Source organism: Bosea sp. F3-2, assembly GCF_008253865.1.
GTDB lineage: Bacteria > Pseudomonadota > Alphaproteobacteria > Rhizobiales > Beijerinckiaceae > Allobosea.
In genome coordinates, this window is sequence record NZ_CP042331.1 from 2809728 (window position 1) to 2828599 (window position 18872).

The following is an 18872-nucleotide window of genomic DNA, read 5'->3' on the forward strand; positions in this document are numbered from 1 at the left end:
GCAGAGCTGATCGATCACATCCGACGAACGCCGAAGGAGAGATCAAACCTCACTCGTCGTGCATGCTGTCCGAGGAAAACCAAATCGTCATTCCGGGCTTGCCCCGGAATCCATCGTAGAGCGCCGAGCCTTACGATGGATTCCGGATCGGCGCCGCTTCGCGGCTTGTCCGGAATGACGGAGGTGTTTCCGCCACCCGGACCGGTGGGTCCAGGTGGCGAGGCTCGGGTCTGGCCTACTTCGCCGCCGGCGAGGAGGCGTCGACCCAGAGGTCCTCGTAGCGCTGCAGCGCGAGCTCGGTCGCGTTCGGCTGGAGGCCGTGCAGCCAAGGCTGATAAGCCATGACCGCCTTGTTGTAGTTGAAGAACCAGACCGGGGCCTCGTCCTGCAGCATGGCGTTGGCCTTCTTCAGCAGCTCAAGCTGCTTGGCCGGATCGTTCTCGGCCGAAGCGTCGTCGATCAGCTTGTCATAGGCCGCGTTCTTGAAGGTGGTGTAGTTGCAGGAAGAACGGGGCGTCGCGGAGTGGAAGCACTTCAGCGCCGTCAGCGTGTCCGGCCCCGAGGTGTTCGACCAGATATAGGCCTGGAAGTCACCGCCCACGACGACGCCGCCCAGAGCCGAAGTCTCGACCGGCTTGACCTTCACCTTGATACCGACCTTGGCGAGCATCGGGATCGTCGCCTCGACGATCGGAATGCCCCAGCTCTCGTTCGGCGTCGCGGTCCATTCGAACTCGAAGCCGTCGGGATAGCCGGCCTCGACCAAGAGCTTCTTGGCCTTCTCCGGATCATAGGCGTAGGGCTTGGCGTCCTTATCGAAGGCTGGCGAGGAGAGCGGCAGCCAGCTCGCCGCGCGATAGGCCTTGTCACGGACGAGGCGCTTGATGATCAGCTCGCTGTCGATGGCGTGATTGATCGCCTGGCGCACCCGCTTGTCGGAGAAGGGCTTGAAGGTTGGGTTCATGCCCATGTTGCGGGTGAAGACCTCGGCGACCTCGAGGATGCCCTTCGACAGGTTCGCATCGGCCTTGTAGGCGACGTACTGCGTCGAGCCGAGGACCGAGACGTCGATCTCCTTGTTGCGGAAGGCGACGTCGCGCGCGGCCGCCTCGCCCATCGGCGAGATGACGAGCTTGTCGGCGTAGGGCTTGCCGGCCTGGTAGTACTTGTCCCAGCGCTCGAAGGCCATGCGCGAACCGGGAACGTGCTCGACGAACTTGAACGGGCCGAGGCCGATCGGTTTGTTGAAGAAGTCCGGCGCCTGCGCCTCCTTGGCCGGGTAGATCGCCGTCTGGCCCTGGAACAGGAAGTAGCCGGGATCGGCCTTCTCCGTCAGCGTCATCTCCAGCGTGGTGTCGTCGATCTTCTTGAGACCGGAGATCTCCTTCGCCTGGCCCTTCTGGACCTCGGTCGCGCCCTGGATACGGGCGACGTAGCGCGCACCGGGGAAGTTCTTCGATCCGTCCATGATCCGGGCGTAGGACCAGATGATGTCGTCGGCCGTCATCTTGCGGCCGTTGTGGAACAGCGCGTCGTCGCGCAGCTTGAAGGTGTAGACCTTGCCGTCGGCTGAGACCGTCACGCTCTTGGCGAGATCGAGCGCCGGCTTGCCGGCCTTCGAATCCCATTTGTAGAGCATGCCGTGCAGCGCGTAGGTGTAGATCTCGTCCTGGATCTGGTTCGAGACGTGGCTGTCATTGCTGACGAAGGACGCACCATAAGGGGCCGTGAAGCGGATCGTCCCACCACGGCGGGGCTCCTGGGCCTGTGCTTGCACCGTAAGGGCCGCCAGCGTCAGCGCGGTGGCGAAGGCAAATTTCTTCAACAACACGATTATTCCTCCCGTTTTTTCCGATCGGCTCCGGCTGATCCGGAGTTATTTGCTTCCAAATGGAACCATAACGGCTTTGCCGCGCCTGTCTTCCCCGGCGCGGCCCAGTCCCCAGCTCAGGCTGAACGCTCGTAGACGACCTCGCCGTCGAGAATGGTGAGGTCGCAGCGCGTATCCTTGAGGATATCGGCCGGATCGGCGGTCAGAAGGTCGCGCGAGAACACCGCGACATCGGCGAGGAAGCCCGGCGCAAGCCGACCCTTCACATTCTCCTGCTTCTGCGAGAAGGCGCCGAACTCGGTATAGGCCTGCAGGGCCTCTTCGATCGAGACGCGCTGGCCTTCGTCCATCACCGTGCCCTTCCAGGTCTGGCGGGTCAGCATGGTATGGAAGTTCGGGAAGGGATTGGGATCGCAGACCGGCGCATCGCTGCCCGTCGCCGGCTTCAGGCCGAGGTCGAACCAGGTGCGGAAGGGATAGCTCGGCAGTGCCCGCTCCGGCCCAAGCACCTTGACGTAGGCATCGCCGAAATCATGGATGAAGACCTGCTGCGGGCAGGGATAGATGCCGGCCTTGACCATGCGCTCGTGCTGGGCCGGGGTCGAGAAGCCGCAATGCTCGATGCGGTGACGCCGGTCCGGATCGGGATAGGCTGCGAGCGCCTTCTCGTAAGCCGTAATGAGCTGCTCGATCGCGGCATCGCCGATCGCGTGGCAGGCGAGCTGGTAGCCCTTCCTGTGAGCGTCGAGCACCATGCGCTCGAGCTCGGCATCCTCCCACATCCAGACGCCGGTGGTCTTGTCCTCGCCGAGATAGGGCTCGGTCATCCAGGCGGTGCGCCCGCCAGCCGAACCGTCGAGGAAGAGCTTCACGGCGCCGATCATCAGCATGTCGTCACCGGTGCCCGAGGTCAGGCCGGCTTCGTAGCACTGCGGCACGATCGAGCGGCCGTCGTCGCCGAGCAGCGTCAGCCAGGTGCGCACCGGCAGGCGGCCGTCGCGCTTGGCGCGGTGGTAGGCAGCGATCTCGCCGAAGCCGCCCTTCTGGCCGACGGCGGCATCCATGCAGCTGGTGATGCCGAGCGAGAGCAGATAGCGGCCGCCGCGCTCGATGCCGGCGATGAGATCCTCCTCGGTCGCCGCCGGGATCGCAGCCTGCACCGGGGCGCGGGCGTTCTCGGCGAGAAGGCCAGTGAGGCGGCCGTTCTGCTGCTCGATCAGGCCACCCTGCGGCGTCGGCGACATCTCGTCGATGCCGCCGAGGCGAAGCGCCTCGGAATTGCAGATCGCGATATGGCCGCAGGTACGCACCAGCATCACCGGGTTGTTCGGCGCCGCGCGGTCGAGCTCTTCGCGATAGGGATGGCGGCCGGTGTCGAGCTTGGTCTGGTCATAGCCGCGCGAGAGGATCCACTCGCCGGGCTTCAGCGTGGCGGCGCGGGCCGAGATGGCGCCGAGCAGCGCCTCAAGCGTCGGCGCAGCCTCCGGCTTGGAGTCGACCCAGCCCATGGTCATGCCGAGCGAGACAAGATGCAGGTGCGAATCGTTGAGGCCCGGCGTCGCCAGACGACCCTTGAGGTCGATCACACGCGTCTTCGGCCCGACGAGCGGAGCGATCTCGGCATCGGCGCCGGCCGCGAGCACCCTGCCCTGCCAGATCGCCAGCGCCTCGACGACGCCGTCCTCGCGCCCGCACCAGATCGGCCCGTTGCGCAGCACGATATCGGCCTGAACCGCCATGGTTTCCTCCTGTATTCCTGTCTTCGCCGGCGCTTAGATCATCGCGCGTCCGACGGACGCGATAACGATGATCTAAACATTTGTTATTGCATCTGATTTTTCCGAAAAGCGGATTCCACTTTTCGGTCCGATGCTATAGCGGCCGGCCGTCAGATGTCGTCGAGCGGGAAGATCGGCCGGCGCACCTTGCGGTAGGGCCGCTCCTTGAAATTGCGGGTCGAGATCGCGCCGGTGTCGACTTCAAGCACCTCGCGCGCGATCGGCTCGAAAGCGGCGCGGAAATGCTGCATCGACTTGACGATCACCGTCGATTTCCGGGTCGGATCGACACCGAGCGAGGTGAACTGGGCGAGATCGGTCGCCTGGCCGTTATGGGTGATGACGATGATCTCGACATCGTCGACCCTGAGCAGGGCCGAAAGGCCGTAGTTCCGCCAGACGCCGCCGGCCATCGGGCCGTAGCACATGAAGTACCCGTCGGTCAGCGCGACGACATGGGCGTCGAGATCGAGGGGCCCGCCACCCATGCTGGGATCGACCTTGCCGCCGAGCTTGAGCTTGACGCGGTTGCCGACACCAGCCGCCTGCGCGGCGAGCGCCGCTTCGGGGTCGCAGATCGCGTGGAAGCCGACATTCTTCAGCTTCGCGTCGAGGACGGCGCGCAGGAGGTTGGTGGCATCGCCATAAGCACCGGAGCCGGGATTGTCGGAGTAGTCCGAGATCACCACGGGCTTGTAGCCGGGCTTTCCGGTGTCGGCCTCGCCGGCCTTGGCGCGGGCCATGGCCTCGGCCAGCGGCGTGAAATGGATCGAGGAGAAGCGGCGCTGCTCCCAGGCATAGTCCATCAGCTCTTCAGCCACGGCCTGCGCCTTGCTGCGATCATCGGCCGTGACCGCGATCGACGGGCCGATGTCATGGACGTCAGCCGAGGAGAAGCCGGCCTGAACGCTGACGACCAGCGCGTCGCCGGATGCTTCCAGCGCATCGCCCCGGCGCAGCAATTCCTTGAAGGGCGGCGAGGTGGTGCGGCCACCATCGAGGGCATAGAGGATCGGGCGGCGGGCGAGCGCGACCTTCGGCCTGATTTCGCCCTTCATCGCACGCTCCAGCAGCTCCGCCGCCTGCCAGGTCCGCTCGTATTGGTCGATATGCGGATAAGTGCGGTAGGAGATCAGCGCGTTGGCATTGTCGGCCATGAGCTGCGTGACCGTTGCGTGCAGGTCGAGCACTGCAACGATAGGCACGTCCGGGCCGATGCGCTTGCGCAGGCGCGCCAGCAATTCGCCCTCGCCATCATCCGAGCTTTCGGTCGCCATCGCGCCGTGGAGGTGCAGCAGCACGCCGTCGACGCCCTCAGCCGCATTGACGATATGGCCGGCGAAGACATCGAAGGCGGCATCGGTCACGCGGCCCGAGGGATTGGCGCCGGTCACCAGCGGATGGGTGGGGCTCCAGCCGAACTTGTCGGCGGCCTCGAAGGCTGCGCCCATCGAGGTGCGGGTGCCGCGGAAGGCCTCGGGGATTTCGTTGCCGAGATAGGCGCCATGCGCCCGGAAGGTGGCCTCGTCCGTGAGCTGAACACTGAAGGTGTTCGTCTCATGCATGAACTCGGCAATCAGCACGCGCCGCGTCATTCTCTCCCTCATCGTCTTGTTCAAATTTTTTGACAGTTTTGGCGAGGCGCCTTCGCAAAGCCATTGATTTCCGCGCATGCACCTCCTCGAATGAGGGCGCTTGTCGAAATGTGGTGAGTATGCTGAACTCGGCGGAACCAACTTGGTGCCGGCGCATTTCCGCAGCAGTGATCTGCGAGCCCACGCCATGCCGGTCTCCCCGCAAGCTAAACGACGCCCCGCCAAGACGCGACTGCGGCGCGTTTCGTCTGACGAACTCACGATCCGCCGTGTCCGCCATGGACGTTTCTTCGGCTATCGCGATGCGCAGGGTGAGAAGATCACGGATGAGGACATGCTCGCCCGCATCCGTTCGCTCGCGATCCCACCAGCCTATGAGGACGTCCGCATCGCCGCCGATCCACAGGCACATCTGCAGGCCATCGGCCATGACGAGGCCGGCCGCACCCAGCACCGCTACCATCCCGAATGGGAGAAGGTGCGCGAGCGGCGCAAGCTGAAGCGCCTCGGCCGGCTGATCGCGGTGCTGCCGAAACTGCGCGCCCAGATCGCCGCCGATATGCGGGCGCATGCGCTTTCCCACCAGAAAGCCCTCGCCTGCGCCGCCGCCATCATCGACCGCTGCCATTTGCGCGTCGGCAATGAAAGCTATGCCGAGAACAACGGCAGCCACGGCACCTCGACGCTGCTCAAGCGGCACGCCACGCTCACGGATACACGGGTCGCGCTGCATTTTCGCGGCAAGGGCGGCAAGGAGATAGCCTGCGCAATCGACGACGCCGCACTGGCAAGGGCGCTGGCGCGCATCGCCAAACTGCCGGGCCGGCGACTGCTGCAATATCGCCGCGAAGACGGCTCCTCCGCGCCGATCCGGGCCGCCGAGGTCAACAGCTATCTCAAGGATGCCTGTGGCCTGCCCGTCAGCAGCAAGGACCTGCGGATGCTTGCCGCCAACGCTGCAGCGGCGGAACTGCTTCTTGCGGGCGAGGAGGTTACGAGCGAGACCGGACGCAAGCGCCAGCTTGCCGACATCATGCGGACGATCTCGGAGCGGCTGGTCAACACGCCAGCCGTTGTGCGCAAGAGCTATGTCCACGCCATCGTCATCGATGCCTATGCCAGCGGACGGCTGCAGCGCAGCTATGCCAAGGCGCGCGCCCGGGCCGGCTGCTCGCGGATCGAACGCGCGCTCGGGCTGCTGGCAGCTTGAAGCCAGCGGGAACAATGCCGTGGCTCGGAGCTTGGTTCAGTATCTGACACGCACCCACGGAGGCTGAGATGCTCAACCGTGTCGGTTCACCGAAGCCGATCGAGACGCCGCAGCGGCCCGGTCAATCGGCCGCCGCCGAGAAGCGGCCCGGGCCGTCGCCACACTCCGCTCATCCGACAGGCCCCGCTCCGCCGTTCGAGTACGAAGAGGAGCCGCCGCAGACGGATATCCAGGCCGCCGCGAAGAGGGTACCGTCCAGCGAGGGCTCTGGACGGAGTTGACGGGCATGAACGGGGATTGGGGCTTCGTTGTGTGGATCGTCGTGATCGCGATTCCACTCGGCATCGCCCTGGCGGCGCGCTGGGCGCGCGCGCGAGGGCCCGGCGCCGCCATGCTGGACAAGCCGAGCGCCGAGGATCCGCGCGACCCCATCTAAAGCACTGATATCGCTAATCCATTTATTTTGACGAGATTGTCGGGAACCTGCCTGCGCGCCTCCGCGTTTCCTCGCCGCTGAATCCTGGCGGCGGAGACAGACATGGACGAAGAGAGAATCAAGCGCATTGCCCGTGCAATGTGCAGGGCGGCGCGGCTCGACCCCGACAAACCGGCCGGCAACAAGGGCCCCTATACGATGTCGATGCGGGAACCGGGGCACGAAAGCCCGCAGCCTGCCTGGATGCTGTTCCGGAAGGAGGCGGCGCAGTTCGCCGCACAGCATAGCGAGGTCGCCGTCCGGCTCTGACCTCATCCCGAAGCGGCCATTCGCCTGCATGCGACGGTGGCCACGACAGGGCCCGGCACTCCGACAGGAGGCCGGGCCTTTCTGTGAAAGGTTTTGCAGCGGACGCGTGCCGCGCTTTGATAGAAGCGCGGTCATCCCGGCCGGAGCCCTCGGGTCCGATCTTCGATCGGCCCAAGGATAAGCTCCGCGGAGAGCCGGGATCCATGCCTGAACCTTAATAGGAAGGGCTCTGGCATGGATCCCGGGTCAAGCCCGGATGACGCCTTGGTTCCGTGCAAAATCAGCACGCTCTACAGCGTCTTGAATGTCGGGTAGTAGCCGCGATAGCTCTTTTCGAGGATCGCTCCGCCGCCGCGCGACTTCAGCGCCTCGGCGACGACAAGGCCGAGTTCCCGCGCCTGTTCGGGCGCGGCGCTCGCGCTGGCATCGACACGCTCCGCCCCTTCGACCGAGGTGACCTGCGCATGCAGGGTCAGGCGGCCATCGGCCCAGCTTGCGCAGGCCCCGACCGGCAGGCTGCAACCGGCGCCCAGCGCGTGCATCATCTCACGCTCGGCCTCGACCTCGGCACGCGCCTTCGGGCACTGGATCGCCTGCAGGATCTCGATCACGGCAGCATCCTCGGCACGGGCTTCCAGGCCGAGCGCGCCCTGCCCAACGGCATAGGGAAAAAGCTCGGGCGCCAGAACCTCGGACGAAGCCCCGTCCAGCCCGAGCCGGCGCAGGCCGGCATGGGCGAGGATCACGGCGTCGAGCGCGTCCTCGCCGCCGATCTTGGCGAGGCGCGGGCCGACATTGCCGCGAATCGGCACGACGGTGACGTCGGGCCGCAGATTGAGGATCTGGGCGCGGCGCCGCAGCGAGCCGGTGCCGACCCGCGCGCCCTGCCTGAGCGAAGCCATCGTCGCGCCGCAGAGCGCGTCGCGCGGATCCTCGCGCGGCGGCACGGAGGCGAGGACGAGCCCCTCATGCAGGGCGGTCGGCAGGTCCTTCAGGGAATGAACGACGAAATCGACCTCGCGGCGCACGAGCTGCTGCTCGTGCTCGATAGCGAAGACGCCGACCATGCCGAACTGGTGAAACTCGGAGACGCGGTCGCGATCCGCGATGGTGGCGATCTGGCAGAGGGTGAATTCCGTCTCCGGGAATTTCTCCCGGATCAACCCCATGACGTGATTGGTCTGCGCCATCGCCAGCGGGCTGCGGCGCGTGCCGATCCTCAGATGCATGACTTCTTACTTTCGATCCTATCCGGCTGGGCCGGTTGCGGCGGTCTATAACAGGGGGGCAGCAGGCTGACGAGTGGCTCGTGCCCGCGGGCGCTGCGCCGATCAGCCGCTGCTCCGCCGCAACTGCTCCAGCCCCTGCTGCAATACCTCAAACACAAGCGGATCGCGCGACTGGGCGACGTTGAAGCGCATGAAGCCGCCCGCGTTCTGCGAGACGCTGAAAACGTTTCCGGGCGCCAGCACGACGTTCCGCAACAGGGCCAGCCGCGCGAGCTCGGCGGAATCGATCCCCTCCGGCAGGCGGCACCAGAGGTAGAAACCGCCGCGTGGCTTGAGCCATGGCATGATGCCGAGTGCTTCCAGCCGGGTTGCGGCCTCGCGGCGGGCCTGGACGAGGCGGCGGCGCACCTCCTCCATATGCTTACGATAGCCTCCACCGGCAAGAACGCCAGCAACCAGATCGGCCGCGACCGGGCCGGGACCGCCGAAATTCGTCGCGACCTGAAGGTCGACCAGCCCCTCGACCCAATCCGCCCGCGCGGCGATGTAGCCGCAGCGCAGGGAGGCCGAGAGCGTCTTCGAGAAGCTGCCGATCCGGATCACCCGGTCGAGCCCGTCGAGCAAGGCGAGGCGAGCCGACGGTTCGGGCTCGAAATCGGCGAAGATCTCGTCCTCGACGATCGTGAGATCGTGAGCGGCGGCGGTTTGCAGGACACGGAAGGCCGTCTGTGGCGAGAGGCTGGCCCCCGTCGGATTATGCAGCCCGGAGTTGGTGAGGTAGAGCCGCGGCCGCTCGGCAGAAACCAGCGCCTCGAAAGCGGAGACGTCCGGCCCAGAGGGCGTATAGGGCACGCCGAGCACGCGCAGTTGGTGCGCCCGCAGCAACGCCTGAAAATTGAAATAGCAGGGGTCGTCGACAAGGACCGTATCGCCTGGGCGCAGCAGGAAGCGGCAGACCAGATCGAGCGCCTGCGTTCCCGAGCCGGTCAGCAGGAGCTGTTCGGAACCGGCGGCGAGCCCCTCCTCGGCAAAGCGCCCGAGCAGATGGCGGCGCAGCACCGGCGAGCCACGCGTCCCGCCATACTCGGAGAGAACCGGGTCCTGCGCCCTTGCCAAAGCGCGAAAGCCGCGGCGCAACGCCTCGCCCGGCATCCAGTCGGCCGGCAGCCAGCCACAACCCGGCTTCAGAGCGGCGTCATCCGCATCGAGCGACTGGCGCGAGACCCAGAAGGGATCGACGGCGCGCTCTCGTGGCGATGCCGCCTGCGTCAACCCCAGGGGCGGCAGGCCACTGCCGGTAACGTAGAAGCCGGAGCCTTGGCGGGCGCGGATCAGACCTTCCGCAGCCAGACGATCATAAGCCTCGACCACGGTGGACGGCGAAACCTGCATTGTCGCGGCGAAACGGCGGATCGACGGCAGCCGGTCGCCAGGCGCCAGGGACCTTGCCGCGAGCTTGCCCCGAATGGCGGCCATCACCGCCGCCGTCCGCCCCTGCCCGCCGTCGATTTCGCCCGGGTCTAAAACTGTCATGATAGCCATACCCATACAGTTCGCCACGAACGTATCGGATTGTCGCTGTCCCGGCGAGCACGAACCACCTAGCTCTGCGAAGATGCAGAACAAGGCAACGACGATGCAGCAGGACTGGGCCGGCAAGGGATGGGGCAGCGGCCTCATCGGCGTGCTGATCTTCAGCGGCTCGCTGCCGGCGACGCGCGTCGCGATCGCCGGCTTCTCGCCGCTGTTCCTCACCTCCGCCCGCGCGGTGATCGCGGCGCTGCTGGGCGCCGCCTTCCTTGTCCTGCTGCGCCAGAAGCGGCCGGAACGCTCCGATCTCGGTCCGCTCGCCATCGTCGCGCTCGGCGTCGTGGTCGGGTTTCCGCTACTGACGGCGCTGGCGCTGCAGCACATCGCCGCGGCCCGCTCGATCGTGTTCGTCGGCCTGCTGCCGCTGGCGACGGCGCTGTTTGGCGTGATGCGTGCCGGCGAGCGGCCGAAGCCGGCCTTCTGGCTGTTCTCCGTGCTTGGCGCTGCGACCGTTGCCGGCTTCGCGCTGGCTCATAGCGAGGGCGGCTCAATGATCGGTGACCTGCTGATGATCGCTGCCATCCTGCTCTGCGGGCTCGGCTATGCCGAAGGTGCCGCGCTTTCGCGCCGGCTCGGCGGCTGGCAGGTGATCTCCTGGGCGCTGCTGCTGTCGCTGCCGGCGATGGCCCTGCTGACGCTGCTGTTCCTGCCGGCATCCTGGCAGGGGATCGGGACGCCCGCCTGGCTCGGCCTGGCCTATGTCTCGGTCTTCAGCATGCTGGTCGGCTTCGTGTTCTGGTATCGCGGGCTGGCGCTCGGCGGCATCGCCGGCGTCGGCCAGCTCCAGCTCCTGCAGCCCTTCTTCGGCCTCCTGCTCGCTGGCCTGCTGCTGCATGAGCCCATCGCCTGGACGATGATCGCGGCGACCGGCGTGGTGGTCCTCTGCGTCGCCGGGGCAAAGCGCTTCGCCTGACAAAAGCAGGGCCGGCACGGAGCGGGGCTTACCTGGCCATCAACGCGACCAGGATCGGTCCCCAGGCGGTCAGGAGAATGTTTCCGATCGCATAGGGCACCGTGTAGCCCAGAGCGGGGACGCTGCTCTGGGCTTCGTCCTGAATGGCCCTGAGGGCTGCCGTGATCGTTCCCGCCCCCGCGCAGGCACCGAGTACGATGAGAGGATTCATCTTCAGGACATAACGCCCGAAGAGGATGCCCAGCGTATGCGGAAGCAGGGCCGAGACCAAACCGACACCGACCAGGCTGAGGCCGGTCGCTTTTAGACCGGAGATGAAGCTCGGCCCTGCGCCGAGGCCGACAATGCCGATGAACATGCATAAGCCCAGCGTATCGAAAATCCAGATCGCCGGCTCGGGTATGCGGCCGAAGAAGGGATAGGCCGACCGCAGCCAGCCGAAGGCCAGCCCCATGATCAGTGCGCCGCCACTGGCGGTCAGCGTCAACGGAATACCGCCGATGACGACGCTCAGGAGCCCGACGAGACCGCCCAGGAAGATGCCGAGCCCGACGAAAACCATGTCCGTCGCCGATGTCCGCCTGTCGGGGTAGCCGAGTTTCTCCGCCGCACGCTCGACAGCCGATAGAGGTCCGATGAGAGAGAGGACGTCACCGCGATTGACCTGGCTTTCCGGTTTGATCGGCATGGCGAGGCCGGCGCGCATCAGCTTGGCGAGGAAGACGCCGCGGGCGAACTCCCGGCCCGCGAGATCCGCCAAACTCCGCCCATCGAGAGAGCGGTTGGTCAGCACGACGTCGAGCGACTCGATGGGGATGTCGAGAAGGCTGGGGTCGCTGACTTCCGGGCCGATCAGGTCGCCGTGCTGGGCATGGACCTCCTGCCGCGCCATGACGGCGACGACATCGCCCGCGCGGATCACGAGACCGGGTTCGGGCTCCCGCACGGAGCCGCTCGAACGGACGCGCAGCAGATAGGCGCGGGCGACGCGAGGAAGCGCTTCGATTTCGGCGACCGTCTTGCCGATGAACTGCTCATTGGCAACGCGATAGGTCCGTACGTCGAACAGACGCGCGGCAGAGACCACGCCCTCGACCTCGCTGACCGATCCCGTTGATTGCGCGGCCATCTCGGCCGCGGTCTCCTTCAGATTGATGCCCATCAGCCTGGGGCCGATCTTCGGCAGGAACCAGACCAGGGATGCGGTGCCGACGAGATAGGTGACCGCATAGGCAACGGGGATGTTGTTGACCAGCGCCGTCCGTTCGGACTGGGGACGATTGAGGCGCTGGATCGCCTCGCCCGCGGTTCCGATCACGGTCGATTCCGAGAAGGCGCCGGCGAGCAGGCCGGCGGCCGTGCCGACGTCGTAGCCAAGCAGTTTGGCGAAGCCCCATGCCGTCAGCAGGCAGGTGACGCAGAGCACGACGGTCAGGGCGACCTGCGGGATCGCATCGCGCTTCAGAGCGCGAAAGAACTGCGGCCCGACCTTGTAGCCGGTCGTGAACAGGAACAGGTCGAAGAAGACCGCCTTCACGGCAGGAGGCACCTTGATGTCGAGTTGGCCGATCAGGACGCCGGCCAACAGGCAGCCGACCACGGTTCCGAGGCTGAAGCTGCCGATCTTCACCCGGCCGATCAGGAAGCCTAGGGCGATGGTCAGGAAGATCGCGAGCTCGGGATTGCCGCGCAATGCATCGACGACGAAACTCATGCCCCCGCCCCGCAGCTATCGTCAGGCATTCGGCCGAAGGAGTCCCGGGCGCTGATCTGCGATCGGGGCCGCCTCGTCAGGATTTCTGTTTGAGTGCGAGATTGTAGGCGTCGAAGGCCTGCCGATAGCCACGAGCCACCGCGCGCGTGGCGCGGCCGATCTGGCCGTAGACCTCGTCGTCGAGATTGGCGAAGGAGACCCGCACCGACCAGTCCGGGGCGGAGAAGCCGCCTCCGTTCAGCAGCACGATGCCATGGTCCTCGGCCAGCCGGAACACGATGTCGAGCGGGTGGATATGCTCCTTCATATAGGCCACCACCTCGGGGCCGACATATTTGTTGGCCCAGAACTCGAAATCGACCAGGCCGTAATAGCGGTCGTGAAGCGGATTATCGGGCACGTCGATGCCCAAGCCCTCGATCATCCTCTGGGCGCGGGAATGCACGATTTCCATGCAGGTCTTCTGGTAGAGCTTGGCCTCGTCCATCATCTCCGAGAGCGAGAACAGCGACATCATCACCTGCTGCGGAAGCGAAAGACCGGCGGTGTGATTGAGGGCGATGTCGCGGCTGTCGGCGACGATGCGGTCGATCAGCCTCATCTCGCGCGGCTTCAGCGTGAGCGGTCCGTAGCGCGTATCGAGCGCCGTCAGGATCTTTTCCGGATGGCTCGCGATCGCCTTGTCGAAGATGTTGTCGCGGTGGATAGCGATGACACCGAGCCGCCAGCCGGTGCAGCCGAAATACTTGGAGTAGGAGTAGACGCCGATCGTATTGCGCGGGAGAGCGCCGAGCAGGCCGCGGAAGCCCTTCACGAAGGTTCCGTAGACATCGTCGGTCAGCAGCAGCAGATCGGGGCGCTTCGTCTCGACCAGCTTGACGATCTTGGCGATCGTCTCCTCGCTCAGCGCGACGGCATAGGGATTACCGGGATTGACCACGAAGAAGGCCTTGACCTTCGGATCCTCGAGCTTCTTCAGCTCCTCGTCGGTGAACTGGAAGCGGTTCTCCTGCGGCGCCGCGACGCTGACGACGTTAAGGCCGTAATCCTCGAGATGCGGCATTTCGAGATAGGGGGTGAAGATCGGCGTCGCCAGGGCGATCGTGTCGCCGGGATTCAGCAGCCGGTTGGCTTTCAGCGACTTGAAGATGTAGCACATCGCCGCCGTGCCGCCCTCGACGGCATAGAGGTCGAACTGCCCGGACGGGCGCGGCTCGCCGCACATCGCCCACATCAGGTATTCGTGCACGATGCGCTCGTTGTGGACGAGCATGCGGTCCGGCACCGGATAGTTGTCGCCGATGATCGAGTCGACCAGCTCGTGGACGAAGGCGTCGGGCTTGAAGTCGAACCTCTTCACCGCGAAGGCGACCATGTCACTGAGGAAGGTGGCGCCGGGGGAATCCTTGTGCGTGGCCAGCCAATCCTCAAGCCGTGCGGCGATGCCGTCGGCCTTGGGCATGCCGCCGATGCCGGCGGGCTTGCTCATCACGCGGCGGCTTTCGGTGATCGCGAATTGCCCGAGCAGGAAGAAGCCTTCGCGCGGGGTCGTCGCCACCCAGTTCGGATTGCCGCGGCCGGCGTTGAGCAGCGCGATCGAAGAGGTCTGCGCCGTCAGCTTGGCGAGGCGGATGAGCTCGTCCTTGATCTCGAAGGGGCTGAGTTTCTCGAAGCTCCGCAGAGTGACAGGATCCATGACAAACTCCCGGTCAGAAACTGAAATCGAACGGTTCGCGTCTCGCTTGCTCAGGTCAGCAGGATGATGATCACCATGCCCCAGATCGTCAGAAGCGTGTTCCCGACCGCATAGGTCACGGTGTAGCCGAGCGCCGGGACCTGGCTGCCGGCGGTCTCGCAGATCATTCCGAGTGCAGCCGTCGTGGTGCGGGCGCCGGCGCAAGCGCCCAGCAGGATCGCCGGATCGAACCGGAACACGTATTTGCCGGCGAACATCGCCAGGATCAGCGGGATGGCCGTCGCCAGCGCGCCCCAGAGAAAGAGGCCGACGCCCTGCGTCTGCAGGCCCTTGACGAAGCCAGGGCCGGCCGAGATGCCGACGACCGCGATGAACATGTTGAGGCCGACCGAATTCATGAACCAAACGGTCGAACTCGGGATACGGCCAAAGACCGGGCGCACCGACCGCAGCCAACCGAAGACGAGGCCGGAAATCAGCGCGCCGCCGGCCGTCGACAGCGTCAGCGGGACACCTCCCACCTTGAACACGAGCGCGCCGATGAGCGCACCGAGCGTGATGGCACCGCCGATGAAGGCGACATCGGCGACATCGCTCGGGCGATCCGGATGGCCGATGGTCTTTGCGACGGCGGCGATGTCCTGGGTGCGGCCGACAACGGTCAGGATGTCGCCGCGATGAATGACCGTGTCCGGCAGGATCGGGATGCTGACGGCGGTCGCGCCGCGGACGATCTTGCGTAGAAACACGCCGCGCGCGGTCGGCATGCGGGAGAGCTCGGTCAGCGTCCTGCCGTCGACATCCTTGCTGGTGACGTAGATGTCGACGCCCTCGGCCTTCAGGTCGAGCAGCTCGGGGTCCTCGACCTCCTCGGCATTCTGGCCGATCAGATTGACCAGCGTCTCGCGCGGACCGGCGAGAGCGATGATGTCGCCGTCCCGCAGGATTGTGTCGGCGGTCGCATCCTCGATGACGCCATTGCGGCGGATGCGCTCGACGAAAACGCGGGCGTCCGGCACCAGGGCCTCGGCTTCCGCCGCGCGCATGCCGGCGACCCTGGCGCCCTCGCGCAGGCGAAAGGCGCGGAGTTCGAAGCGCCGCCAGGCCGAACCGGGGCCGCCGATTTCCTTGCCGCCGCCGAGCCGGGCCTCGTAGTCCTTGCAGGCCTTGGCGATATCGATACCGAGCAGCTTTGGACCGAGCTGCGCGAGAATGACGGCCGAGCCTACGGTGCCGAAGATGTAGGTGACCGCATAGGCGACCGGCATCGCATCGAGATATTCCTTGGTTTGCTCTGCCGACAGCCCGAGGCGATTGATGGCGTCGGTCGCCAGGCCCATCGAGGCCGAGATCGTCTGCGATCCGGCATAGAGACCGGCGGCGTAACCCGGATGGTAGCCGGCGATCTTCGCGATCACGACGGGAACCGCGAGGCAGAAGACGGTGACGACGACCGCAAAGATCGCCTGCGGCGCTCCATCCTTGGCGATGCCGCGAACGAATTGCGGCCCGACGCCGTAGCCAACCGCGAACAGGAAGAGCAGGAAGAAGGTCGATTTCACATTGGGCGAGATCGTGATGCCGAGCTGGCCGATGATGACCGCGGCAATCAAGGTCGAGGTCACCGCGCCCAGGCTGAAGCCCTTATAGGCGAAGCCGCCGACATAGTATCCGATCGCCAGCGACAGGAAGAGCGAGATCTCCGGGTAGCTTCTCAGGGTGGCAACGAACCAGTCGAACATCGCAATCCCCCAGTTGCTGGCAGGCAGGAGCGACGAACAGCTAGGCTGCTCGCGGCTTCTTCTGATCCTTTTCTGAACTCACATCTTTCTTGCCGGAAAGCGCGTCCGGCCTCAGCAATTTGAGACCCTTTGCTTTCTCGTAGCCGTGGATTTCCTTCACATCGAGCTTGCGCATGAAGGTGATCGTTTCATGCGTCACGACCTGGCCCGGCACCAGGATCGGGAAGCCCGGTGGGTAGGGGATGACGAAATTGGCCGAGATGAGCGCCGGGCCCTTGTCGATGCGACGGTCGCATTCGGGGCTGTCGATCGGCAGATATTCGCATTTGTCCTCGGCATAGGCAGAGAAGAACGCCGTGCGGATATCGCCTTCCGGCGTATTCTTGCCGGCATCGCCGCGAAACGCCTCGTGAAAGCGGCTGAAGTCCGGGAGTTCGGGCACATCCTTCATCAGGCTGCGCACACGGGCCTCGAAGACCCGGCGTTCGCCTTCGCCGCCCTGACGCAGGCGCGTCTCGATCTCGTTGCAGATCTTGAGCAGGACGCTGATCAACAACGCCACGTCGCTGCGTGTATTGTTGATGTTGGACTGGATGAGGACCGAGTTGCGCGAGGTCTTGTTGACCTGAATGTTGTACTCGGAAGCCAGCAAACCCTTGAACGACGTGCCGTCGAAGCCCGCCGTGCCGCAGACCAGCGTCATGCGCGTCGGGTCGAGGCAGAATTCATCCTCGCGCATGCTGCGCAGCTGATCGTCCCACCGCGTCTCGGGCGCAAGGAAGTCGACGAAGCCACTGGTGCGGTACTGAGCGGGCACCATTCCGTCGGCCCCGACGATCTTGAAGTATTTGGAGATCAGCGGGTGGATGGCGATCTCACGCCTGATGTCGAGCGCCACCTCGATCGCGTTCATCACCAGCCCGTAGCCCTCAAGCTCCATCTGCCGGCGGGCGACGTCGAGACTGGCGATCAGCTGCTGGTTCGGGCTGGTCGAGGCATGGGTGAAGACCGCTTCGTGGAACTGCGCCTCGACCTTGTGGAAGTCGACGTCCCGGACCAGCACCATCGATCCCTGCCGGATCGCCGACATGGATTTATGGGTCGAGTTGGTCTGGTAGACACGCAGCCGGACAGCGCGCGGATCGGGAATCAGGCGCGTGTCCAGCAACGTTTCGACGGACGGCGCCGCGCCGAGTTCCTTGCGCTGCCGCTCATAGCTGTCGACGGCTTCCGGGCCCTCCATCCAGGCTTCGATGTCGGCCGCCGCCCCCATCGCCGTTCGCGGCCTCAGGAAGGGCGACCAGCGCGCGAAGCCGAACCACGCCTCGTCCCAGAGGAAGATCAGGTCCGGCTTGATGGCAAGGCATTCCTCCATCACGCGCCGGGTGTTGTAGATATGGCCGTCGAAGGTGCAGTTGGTCAGGTCGACCATCTTGACGCGATCCAGGCGGCCTTCCGCCTTCAGATCGAGCAGGGCCTTCTTGATGGTGCGCAGCGGCACCGCCCCGTACATCGAGTATTCCGTCATCGGGAACGCCTCGACATAGACGGGCTGCGCGCCGCTCAGCACCAGGCCGTAATGGTGCGACTTGTGGCAGTTGCGGTCGAGGATGACGATGTCGCCGGGCGCGATCAGCGCCTGCAAAACCATCTTGTTCGAGGTGCTGGTGCCATTGGTCACGAAGAAGACGTGGTCGGCGCCGAAGGCGCGCGCCGCCATCTCCTGGGCGCGCTTGATGTTGCCGGTAGGCTCCAGCAGGCTATCCAGGCCGCCCGTGGTGGCGCTGCTCTCCGCAAGGAAGAGATTGATGCCGTAGAACTGGCCCATGTCGCGGATCCAGGGCGAGCGGAACACCGACTTGCCGCGCGCGATGGGCAGCGCATGGAAGGTGGCGACCGGCCTTTGCGCATAGAGCTTGAGATTATCGAAGAAGGGCGTGTCGTAACGCGCCTTGATTCCCTCCAGCACCGACAGATGCAGTTCGAGCGGCTCCTCGACCTGGTACATCACGCGGCGGATCATCGCGGCGCGCGGATCGCCCGCCAGCTTCTCGACGCGCCGATCGGAGAGCAGGTAGATGTCGAGCTCGGGCCGGATCGCCTTCAGTCCGGCGGCGAGGCGCAGGGCCATGTCGGCTTCATCAGCCTTGTCGAGGAACGGCTGCTGCGCGGCGAGGACGCTGCGCAGGATCGGAGCGTCGTGCCGGGACCTCAGCGCAAAGCCTTCGTAGATGGCGACAGCGGCGATGTTCGGGTTCAGCACGGCTGCGCAGATCGCATCCTCCAGGCTGCCGACCAGCACCGCTTCGTAGACGAACGCGTCCTCGGGGCGTCTCAGGCGACGGAACTCGGCCGCGATATGCGGCCAACGGCCCGCCGGGGCCGGCGTCACCAGCAGCATCTCGAAATAGGGACGGTACGCCGCGTTGTCCCCCAGCGATGACGGGATGACATCCACCGGTTCCGCCAGCGAGAGATCGGTCGACTGCCATTCCTTCGCATCGTGCTTGTAGTTGCCCGTGATGATCGCGAGCGAGATGCGCTTGGCGAGCGACAGGAAACCGTTCGCGTCGTCGTTCTGCAGGAAGCCTCGCAGGGTTGCGAGCAGCTCCGCCCCCGGGAATGCATGGAACTCCTCGATGACGCCGAGTTCATTGAGCGCAATCTCGACCACGCGACGGCTCTTGCCGCCCTTCGACCAGGAACGCGCCGCGGCGTGGAGATCTCGCCAGCGGTCGGTTCGACCGGAGGGTGCCGAGAAGAAGTGATCGATGCTGCGCGATTCCTGAACTGGAGAGGCCATCGTGAATCCTTCCCTCGGGCTGCAAG

General features: G+C 65.5%; 13 protein-coding genes. 4 read left to right on the forward strand and 9 right to left on the reverse strand.

The window, feature by feature from the left end:
* Window positions 1–235 precede the first annotated feature (235 nt).
* From FQV39_RS12945 to FQV39_RS12955, 3 genes are all read right to left on the reverse strand, one after another.
* On the reverse strand, window positions 236–1825 hold the full coding sequence (locus FQV39_RS12945; RefSeq protein ID WP_149133825.1) for an ABC transporter substrate-binding protein: 1590 nt from the start codon (window positions 1823–1825) through the stop codon (window positions 236–238).
* Between the two features lie 122 nt (window positions 1826–1947).
* Window positions 1948–3570 (reverse strand): amidohydrolase, encoded by a 1623-nt coding sequence (locus tag FQV39_RS12950; protein ID WP_149130663.1) that lies wholly within the window; start codon window positions 3568–3570, stop codon window positions 1948–1950.
* Between the two features lie 149 nt (window positions 3571–3719).
* Window positions 3720–5204, reverse strand: a complete 1485-nt coding sequence (locus FQV39_RS12955; RefSeq protein WP_187640267.1) for a M81 family metallopeptidase — start codon at window positions 5202–5204, stop codon at window positions 3720–3722.
* 187 nt (window positions 5205–5391) lie between these two features.
* On the opposite strand from FQV39_RS12955, the gene FQV39_RS12960 reads away from it, so the two are divergent.
* From FQV39_RS12960 to FQV39_RS12965, 3 genes are all read left to right on the forward strand, one after another.
* Entirely contained in the window at window positions 5392–6414 is a 1023-nt protein-coding gene (locus FQV39_RS12960) for a DNA topoisomerase IB (protein WP_149130665.1), read from the forward strand.
* A 286-nt stretch (window positions 6415–6700) separates the two neighbouring features.
* Entirely contained in the window at window positions 6701–6850 is a 150-nt protein-coding gene (locus FQV39_RS33150) for a hypothetical protein (RefSeq protein WP_187640268.1), read from the forward strand.
* A 102-nt stretch (window positions 6851–6952) separates the two neighbouring features.
* Window positions 6953–7159, forward strand: coding sequence for a hypothetical protein (locus tag FQV39_RS12965; protein ID WP_149130666.1), 207 nt, complete (start codon window positions 6953–6955; stop codon window positions 7157–7159).
* Window positions 7160–7449: 290 nt separating this feature from the next.
* Here the strand turns inward: FQV39_RS12965 and hemC are convergent, their stop codons facing one another.
* Both hemC and FQV39_RS12975 read right to left on the reverse strand, forming a co-directional pair.
* The gene (gene hemC, locus FQV39_RS12970) at window positions 7450–8388 is read right to left on the reverse strand and encodes a hydroxymethylbilane synthase (RefSeq protein ID WP_149130667.1); all 939 of its coding nucleotides are present in this window, start codon (window positions 8386–8388) and stop codon (window positions 7450–7452) included.
* A 102-nt stretch (window positions 8389–8490) separates the two neighbouring features.
* Complete coding sequence (locus tag FQV39_RS12975; RefSeq protein ID WP_149130668.1) at window positions 8491–9921, reverse strand: aminotransferase-like domain-containing protein; 1431 nt, start codon at window positions 9919–9921, stop codon at window positions 8491–8493.
* 82 nt (window positions 9922–10003) lie between these two features.
* On the opposite strand from FQV39_RS12975, the gene FQV39_RS12980 reads away from it, so the two are divergent.
* On the forward strand, window positions 10004–10891 hold the full coding sequence (locus FQV39_RS12980; protein ID WP_472840636.1) for a DMT family transporter: 888 nt from the start codon (window positions 10004–10006) through the stop codon (window positions 10889–10891).
* 28 nt (window positions 10892–10919) lie between these two features.
* Here FQV39_RS12980 and aspT (FQV39_RS12985) read toward each other — a convergent pair whose 3' ends face one another.
* The 4 genes from aspT (FQV39_RS12985) to FQV39_RS13000 form a co-directional block, all read right to left on the reverse strand.
* Window positions 10920–12605, reverse strand: coding sequence for an aspartate-alanine antiporter (gene aspT, locus FQV39_RS12985; protein ID WP_149130669.1), 1686 nt, complete (start codon window positions 12603–12605; stop codon window positions 10920–10922).
* Between the two features lie 76 nt (window positions 12606–12681).
* A complete protein-coding gene (locus tag FQV39_RS12990; protein ID WP_149130670.1) occupies window positions 12682–14301 on the reverse strand; it encodes a bifunctional aspartate transaminase/aspartate 4-decarboxylase in 1620 nt (539 codons plus the stop codon).
* A 50-nt stretch (window positions 14302–14351) separates the two neighbouring features.
* A complete protein-coding gene (gene aspT / locus FQV39_RS12995; RefSeq protein ID WP_149130671.1) occupies window positions 14352–16043 on the reverse strand; it encodes an aspartate-alanine antiporter in 1692 nt (563 codons plus the stop codon).
* A gap of 40 nt (window positions 16044–16083) precedes the next feature.
* Entirely contained in the window at window positions 16084–18846 is a 2763-nt protein-coding gene (locus FQV39_RS13000) for an aminotransferase class I/II-fold pyridoxal phosphate-dependent enzyme (RefSeq protein ID WP_149130672.1), read from the reverse strand.
* Window positions 18847–18872 lie beyond the last annotated feature (26 nt).

Bases quoted from the DNA above. Each gene is read 5' to 3' on its own strand.
- FQV39_RS12950 (WP_149130663.1), bottom strand. From the start codon at position 3,570: ATGGCGGTTCAGGCCGATATCGTGCTGCGCAACGGGCCGATCTGGTGC.
- FQV39_RS12955 (WP_187640267.1), bottom strand. From the start codon at position 5,204: ATGACGCGGCGCGTGCTGATTGCCGAGTTCATGCATGAGACGAACACC.
- FQV39_RS12960 (WP_149130665.1), top strand. From the start codon at position 5,392: ATGCCGGTCTCCCCGCAAGCTAAACGACGCCCCGCCAAGACGCGACTG.
- FQV39_RS33150 (WP_187640268.1), top strand. From the start codon at position 6,701: ATGAACGGGGATTGGGGCTTCGTTGTGTGGATCGTCGTGATCGCGATT.
- FQV39_RS12965 (WP_149130666.1), top strand. From the start codon at position 6,953: ATGGACGAAGAGAGAATCAAGCGCATTGCCCGTGCAATGTGCAGGGCG.
- hemC (WP_149130667.1), bottom strand. From the start codon at position 8,388: ATGCATCTGAGGATCGGCACGCGCCGCAGCCCGCTGGCGATGGCGCAG.
- FQV39_RS12975 (WP_149130668.1), bottom strand. From the start codon at position 9,921: ATGACAGTTTTAGACCCGGGCGAAATCGACGGCGGGCAGGGGCGGACG.
- FQV39_RS12980 (WP_472840636.1), top strand. From the start codon at position 10,004: ATGCAGAACAAGGCAACGACGATGCAGCAGGACTGGGCCGGCAAGGGA.
- aspT (WP_149130669.1), bottom strand. From the start codon at position 12,605: ATGAGTTTCGTCGTCGATGCATTGCGCGGCAATCCCGAGCTCGCGATC.
- FQV39_RS12990 (WP_149130670.1), bottom strand. From the start codon at position 14,301: ATGGATCCTGTCACTCTGCGGAGCTTCGAGAAACTCAGCCCCTTCGAG.
- aspT (WP_149130671.1), bottom strand. From the start codon at position 16,043: ATGTTCGACTGGTTCGTTGCCACCCTGAGAAGCTACCCGGAGATCTCG.
- FQV39_RS13000 (WP_149130672.1), bottom strand. From the start codon at position 18,846: ATGGCCTCTCCAGTTCAGGAATCGCGCAGCATCGATCACTTCTTCTCG.